The sequence below is a fragment of the Streptomyces sp. NPDC041970 genome (assembly GCF_055588985.1).
The window spans coordinates 58,405-64,404 of record NZ_JBVJCD010000009.1 but is presented as its reverse complement, the minus strand read 5'-3'; the positions used below and the strand labels follow the sequence as shown (position 1 = coordinate 64,404).

Annotated in this window: 6 protein-coding genes and 1 tRNA gene; 1 reads left to right on the top strand and 6 read right to left on the bottom strand. The window is 73.9% G+C overall.

Annotated features, from left to right (window positions below):
* Positions 1–132 precede the first annotated feature (132 nt).
* The 6 genes from ACZ6EJ_RS07485 to ehuB form a co-directional block, all read right to left on the bottom strand.
* A tRNA-Lys gene (locus tag ACZ6EJ_RS07485) sits at positions 133–206 on the bottom strand.
* 76 nt (positions 207–282) lie between these two features.
* Positions 283–1,041 (bottom strand): IclR family transcriptional regulator, encoded by a 759-nt coding sequence (locus ACZ6EJ_RS07480; protein WP_469265198.1) that lies wholly within the window; start codon positions 1,039–1,041, stop codon positions 283–285.
* A gap of 164 nt (positions 1,042–1,205) precedes the next feature.
* A complete protein-coding gene (gene ehuA / locus ACZ6EJ_RS07475) occupies positions 1,206–2,042 on the bottom strand; it encodes an ectoine/hydroxyectoine ABC transporter ATP-binding protein EhuA (RefSeq protein WP_469265197.1) in 837 nt (278 codons plus the stop codon).
* On the bottom strand, positions 2,032–2,673 hold the full coding sequence (ehuD, locus tag ACZ6EJ_RS07470) for an ectoine/hydroxyectoine ABC transporter permease subunit EhuD (protein WP_469265196.1): 642 nt from the start codon (positions 2,671–2,673) through the stop codon (positions 2,032–2,034). The genes ehuA and ehuD overlap by 11 nt, the downstream gene beginning before the upstream one ends.
* Complete coding sequence (gene ehuC, locus ACZ6EJ_RS07465; RefSeq protein ID WP_469265195.1) at positions 2,670–3,401, bottom strand: ectoine/hydroxyectoine ABC transporter permease subunit EhuC; 732 nt, start codon at positions 3,399–3,401, stop codon at positions 2,670–2,672. Before ehuC ends, ehuD begins: the two co-directional genes overlap by 4 nt.
* A gap of 16 nt (positions 3,402–3,417) precedes the next feature.
* Positions 3,418–4,320 (bottom strand): ectoine/hydroxyectoine ABC transporter substrate-binding protein EhuB, encoded by a 903-nt coding sequence (ehuB, locus tag ACZ6EJ_RS07460; RefSeq protein WP_469265194.1) that lies wholly within the window; start codon positions 4,318–4,320, stop codon positions 3,418–3,420.
* A 464-nt stretch (positions 4,321–4,784) separates the two neighbouring features.
* On the opposite strand from ehuB, the gene ACZ6EJ_RS07455 reads away from it, so the two are divergent.
* Entirely contained in the window at positions 4,785–5,549 is a 765-nt protein-coding gene (locus tag ACZ6EJ_RS07455) for a maleate cis-trans isomerase family protein (RefSeq protein ID WP_469265193.1), read from the top strand.
* Positions 5,550–6,000 lie beyond the last annotated feature (451 nt).

The window sequence follows — 6,000 nt, the reverse complement described above, 5'->3', positions numbered from 1 at the left end:
CGGGCCCCGACCCCCCCTAAACCCCCCCCCTACCCCCCCCCCCCCTTCCCCCCCCCACCCCCCCCCCCCCCCCCCGGAGCCCGTACAGCACAGTGGGCGGTCTCCGCGAAGGAGACCGCCCACTGGGTGTCGTGCGCCGTCAGGGACTCGAACCCCGGACCCGCTGATTAAGAGTCAGCTGCTCTAACCAACTGAGCTAACGGCGCCTGCTGACTCGAAAATAATACCTGGTCTCCGGGGGTGCTGATGACACGCGCCCCGAGACCCCGCGCCTGCCCGGTCCTACAGCGCCAGCGACAGCAGCACCGGCGCCGCCCGGCGGCTCAGCGTCTCGGCCGCCGCCCGCAGCCGGTGCGCCTCCTGGACCGGCAGCGACAGGGCGAGGCAGCCCGTGAAGGACCCGGCCGTCAGCGGCACGGCCGCGCAGACGGTGCCCACCGCGTACTCCTGGAGGTCGAACACCGGGGCCGCGGCGGCGCGGGCGTCCAACTGGGAGAAGAGCGTCCTCTCGTCGGTGACGGTCCGCGAGGTGAGCCGGACCGTGCGGTGCCGGGAGAGGTGATCGCGCCGGCCGTCGTGGTCGAGCTGGGCCAGCAGGCACTTGCCGGCCGCGCTGGCGTGCGCGGAGGAGCGGAAGTCCACCCACTCGTTGACCGCCGGGGTGAGCGGGCCGTCCGCCACCTCGTCGACGCGGACCTCGCCGTCCGCGTACCGGGCGAGGTAGACCGCCGCGCCGACCGCGTCGCGCAGTTCGCCCAGCGCGTACTGGAGCCGGTCCGCCAGCGCCTGGCGGCGGCCCGGCCCGGAACCGAGCCGCAGGAGCGTGGCGCCGATGACGTACGCGCCCTCGCCGACCTGCTCCACGCACCCCTCGCGGCGCAGCGTCAGGAGCAGGGGGCCGAGGTCGTGCGCGGGCAGGCCCGTCTCGCGGGAGATCTGGGCGCCGGCCACACCGACGCCGTGCCGGGAGACCGTTTCCAGCACGCGCAGGGCGTGCCGCACCGAGGAGAGCGGTGCGGTCGGCTCGGGCTTCAACGTCACGGTGTCCCCCTGCCAGGTCGTGACCGCAAGCGCACACCCACGATAGCGGCCGGAACCCGTGCGCGGGGGGCCGGAGGGCGACCGGGCGGGCGCGCTCCGGCGCCGGCACCGGAGCACACCCGGCAGGCATATGCCACGGCCATGGGCCGGCAGGCGGCACCGGGTCACAGCACCGCGTCGAGGAACGCGCGCGTGCGCGGGTGGGACGGGTCGGTGAAGATCTTCTCCGGGGAGCCGGCCTCCACCACCCGGCCCGCGTCGAACATCAGGACCTTCCGGGAGACGTCGCGGGCGAAGCGCATCTCGTGGGTCACGCAGACCAGGGTGATGCCGGTGTTCCGCGCGATGTCCGCCAGCAGGTCCAGCACGCCCGCCACCAGCTCCGGGTCGAGCGCCGAGGTCACCTCGTCCAGGAGCAGGATCTCCGGCTCCATGGCCAGGGCGCGGGCGATGGCGACCCGCTGCTGCTGGCCCCCGGAGAGCTGGGAGGGGTGGGCGTCGACCTTCGCGGAGAGCCCGACCAGGTCCAGCAGCTCGCGGGCCCGGACCTCCGCCTCCTCGCGGTCGCGGCCCAGCACGCTGACGGGGGCCTCGGTGATGTTCTGGAGCACCTTCATGTTGGGGAAGAGGTTGAACTGCTGGAAGACCATCCCGATCTTCTTCCGGGACTCCCGCAGCCGCTTCTCCCCGGCGGGCCTCAGCGAGCCGTCCGGGGCGCGCACATGGGTCAGCGGGGAGCCGTCCACCCAGATCACCCCGCTGCTGACCCGCTCCAGCGTCATCAGCAGCCGCAGGATCGTCGTCTTGCCCGAGCCGCTGGGCCCGATGAGGGTGACGTGCTCGCCCCGGTCGACGGTGAAGTCCAGCTCGTCCAGGACCACGTGGTCGCCGTAGCGCTTCACGACCCGGTCGAACCGCACCAGCGGCTCGCCCGAGCCCCCGGCCGCGTCCTCGGGGGCCGGGGCCGGCGTCTTGCGCAGAGGGGAGCGGTCAGTGGCCAAGGCGCTTCTCCAGCCTTCTCATCAACAGCGACGTCGGATAGCTCGCGACCAGGAAGACCAGGCCCGCGAGGGTGAACACCTCGGTGTACGCGAAGTGCTCGGCCCCGTACTTCCGGGCCTCGAAGACCATCTCCTGCACCGTGATCACGGCGAGGAACGGGGTCTCCTTGAACATCGAGACCGCGTAGTTGCCGAGGGCGGGCAGCACCGAGCGCACCGCCTGCGGCAGGATCACCGCCCGCCAGGCCCGCCGGGGCGGCAGCGACAGCGCGCGGCACGCCTCCCACTGGCCCTTCGGCACGCCGTCGATCCCGGCCCGGTAGACCTCGGAGGTGTACGCGGCGTAGTGCGCGCCCAGCACCGCGATCCCGATGACCAGCGGCTCCACCGAGCTGAACAGAGCTGCCGCGCCGACCAGTTGGACGAGCAGCGGGGTGGAGCGGACGAACTCCACGAGGGCCCGCACGGGGACGGTCACGAAACGGCTCGGGGCGCGCCCGGCCACCGCGACGGCGAGCCCCAGCACGGCCGCCAGCAGGGTGCCGAGCACGGTGGCCAGCAGGGTGACCCGGAACCCTTCGAGCACGAGGGGCAGGGACTCCCCGACGGCGTTCCAGTCGAAGCCGTTCACCGGGCGCCTCCCGCGGCGGTCGTCGTCGCGCTGCGGCTCCTGAACAGGCTCCGCGCGCCGGTCTCCAGGCCGAGCCGCCGCTTGGCCCTGCGCTCCAGCAGGTTCATCAGCAGCGTCAGCGCGTACGCCAGGACGAAGTAGGCGGCCAGCAGCGTCAGATAGGCCGGGACGGTCGCGCCGGTGCGGTCGCGCAGTTGCTGGACCACCGTCATCAGGTCGGCGGCCGAGATCAGCCACAGCAGCGGGGTCGCCTTCAGCAACTGGATCAGCAGGTTGGTGAGCGGGGGGATCATCTGCACCCACGCCTGCGGCAGGATCACCTTCCACAACCGCCTGGACGGACTGAGGTTGAGCGCGACCGCCGCCTCGTACTGGCCGCGCGGCACGGAGTTGACCGCTCCGCGCACCACCTCCGCGCCGTACGCGCCGAAGTTGAGGCCGAACGCGACCACGCCGCAGGCCAGCGGCGTCAGCTCGTAGCCGGTCAGCAGCGGCATCGCGTAGAAGAACCAGAACAACTGGACGTAGAGGGAGGTGCCCCGGAAGAACTCCACGACGACGCGGGAGAGGGCGCGGACCGGCAGGAGCCGGCTGCCGGCGGCCAGGCCGAGCGCGAAGGCCAGGGCCAGGGCCAGCAGCGCGCCCAGGGCCGTGGCCTCCAAGGTCACCCACAACCCGGCCCGGACCTGCGGCAGTTCGTCCACGAGGGTGGAGAAGAAGTCGCTCATACGGGTGTCCGCCCCGTCAGCCGGCACACAGATCCGCCGTCCTCAGCGTGGCGGGCGGGATCTCGCTCTCCCCGAACCCGTACTCCCGCAGCAGCCCCACATAGCGCGACCGGTCCGACACGATCTTCTTCAACTCGCGGTTGAAGGCGTCCCGCAGGTCCTCGTTGCCCTTGCGGAACACCGCACCGCCGGGGGAGAACTGCTTCTTCCCGTCCAGCTCCGGCACGAACGCCTCGGTGACCTCGGTCTCCGGGTTGGTCCGCGCGAGCCAGCGCAGCGAGATGGCCGTGAGCAGGAAGGCGTCGATCCGGCCGCCCTTGACCGCGTCGGCCCCGTCCTGCGGCTTCTGCACGGTCGTGATCCTGTCCTCGGGGATGCCCGCGCCCTTGGCGTACGAGCCCTCCACCGCGCCCGACATCACGCCGACCGTGATCCCCGCCGCCTTGGCGGAGGCGAGGTCGGTGACCTTCCGCGGGTTGCCCCCGCGCACCATCAGCGCGGTGGGCGAGACGAACTCGGGCTCGGAGAAGAGCGCGTTGCCGCAGCGCTCGGGGGTGATGGCCATGCCCGCGCTGACCACGTCGTACTTCCCGGCCTGGAGCCCCGGTATCAGCCCGTCCCACTCCGAGAGCGTCGGCCGCAGCTCCTCGACCCCGAGGGCCGTGAAGATCTCCCGGTGCAGGGTCGGGGCCTCGCCCTTCAGCTCCTCGCCCTCCCGATAGCCGTACGGGGCCTCGTTCGCGTACGCCACCCGGACGAAACCCTGCTTGCGGAGCGCTTCCAGGGCGCCCTCGCCGCTCACGGCGCCGGAATCGGCCTTGCTGCACGCGCTGAGCAGGCCGGGGGCGGCGAGAAGGCCGCCGACGGCCGCCGATCGGTGGAGGAAACCCCGGCGGGACAGGTTCGGGAATGCAGCCATGTTCGCAGTCTCCTGGAGGTCGAACAGTCCGGACAGGGGGAGATGCCTGCCCGATCCCGTACGTCTATGCGGGAAGCCGGGGCATGTGACCGAACGGTGGCCGGAAGGTGACGTTCCCGTACTCCACGACGGGCGGCTCACGGCCCGAATGCCCCTGCATCAAAGGATCATGACGGCGTGTCAGGCGGCTTCCGGCTCGGTCGTGCGCACGCCTGCGGGCGGTCGGGCCGGGCCGGGGCGTCGGTGGCGGCGGGGCCGTGCGGCGGTCACCCGACCGCGTGCCCTCCCGGCAGCCCCGCTCCCGCATCCGACGCCGCGGGCCCGGCGGGGGAATACTGGGAACAAGTCGGGGCAAGAGTGGCCGGTCGCGCGGTCACGGCCTCCGCCGGTCCGTCCGGAGAGGCGCCGCACCCGCAGAGGGGCGGCACGGCGCGGCAGGCCGTCGACGCACAGGAAGGGTGGACATGACGACCGTAGGACTTCTCTCCCCCAGCCACGCCGCCGAGGACGACTTCCCGCGGATCGAGATCCTGCTCGACACCGACATCCGGCTCCCCCTGTACACCGCCGACCCCGGCGAGGACGCCCACCGGCTCGACGCGCTGCGGGAGCGGGGCGCGCCCGGCCGGATCGCCGAGGGCGTCGAGGAGCTGCGCCTGGCGGGGGCCGAGGCGCTGGTCTGGGCCTCCACCGGCGGGAGCTTCCCGTTCGGCTGGGACGGCGCCCGCGAGCAGGCCGCCACGCTGGCCCGGTCGGCGGGGCTGCCCGCCTCCAGCGCCTCCATCGGCTTCGTCCACGCCGTACGGGAGCTGGGCGCCCGGCGCGTCGCTATCGCCTCGCCCTACCCCGAGGACGTCACCGGGCTGTTCGCGGACTTCCTGGCGTCGGCGGGCGTCGAGGTGGTGGCCGCCGCGTCCGGCGACGCCCTCTCCTCGGCCGAGGCCGGGTCCTGGGAGCCGGAGCGGGTGACGCTGCTGGCGCGGGAGGCCGACGACCGGGAGGCGGAAACGGTCCTGATTCCGGGCGCGTCCCTGCACACGGCGGCGTTCCTCCCCGAGCTGGAGGAGGCTCTGGGCAAGCCGGTCCTCACGGCGAACCAGGTCACGGTGTGGGAGGGGCTGCGCCTCGCCGACCGGCGTACGTGGGCCCCCGCGCTCGGCACCCTGTTCTCGCACCGGGAGCCGGTGCTCGGACTGCTGGAGCCGAAGGGCATCGAGGTGCGCGAGTAGCCCCCGCGCCACCGCGCCGCGCCGCGTCGCGCCGTGCTGTGCTGTGCTGTGCTGTGCTGTGCTGTACGGGAGGCTTCCTGCGGGCCCGCGCCCGCGTCCACGCCCGCGCCGGGCTGCCTGCGCCGGGCCTGGGGGTCCGCGCGCCGGGCCGTCCGCGCCGGGCCGTCCGCGCGCTGGCCGTACCGGAGGCTTCCTGCGGGCCCGCCGCCCGCGCCGGGCGTCTGTGCCGGGCCTGGGGGTCCGCGCGCCGGGCCGTCCGCGCCGGGTCGTCCGCGCGCCGGGTCCTCCGAGCTGAGCCGTTCGCGCACTGGACCTCTCTCGCCGGGGCCGCCTGCGCTGAGCGGGGCGAGGGCAGCCGGGCCCGCCCGCCGCGCCGCTTCGGCCTGACCGCGCCGGGTCCGCCCGCGCCGGCCCGTCCGCCCCGGCCCGCCCGCGTCGGGCCGGGGAATAA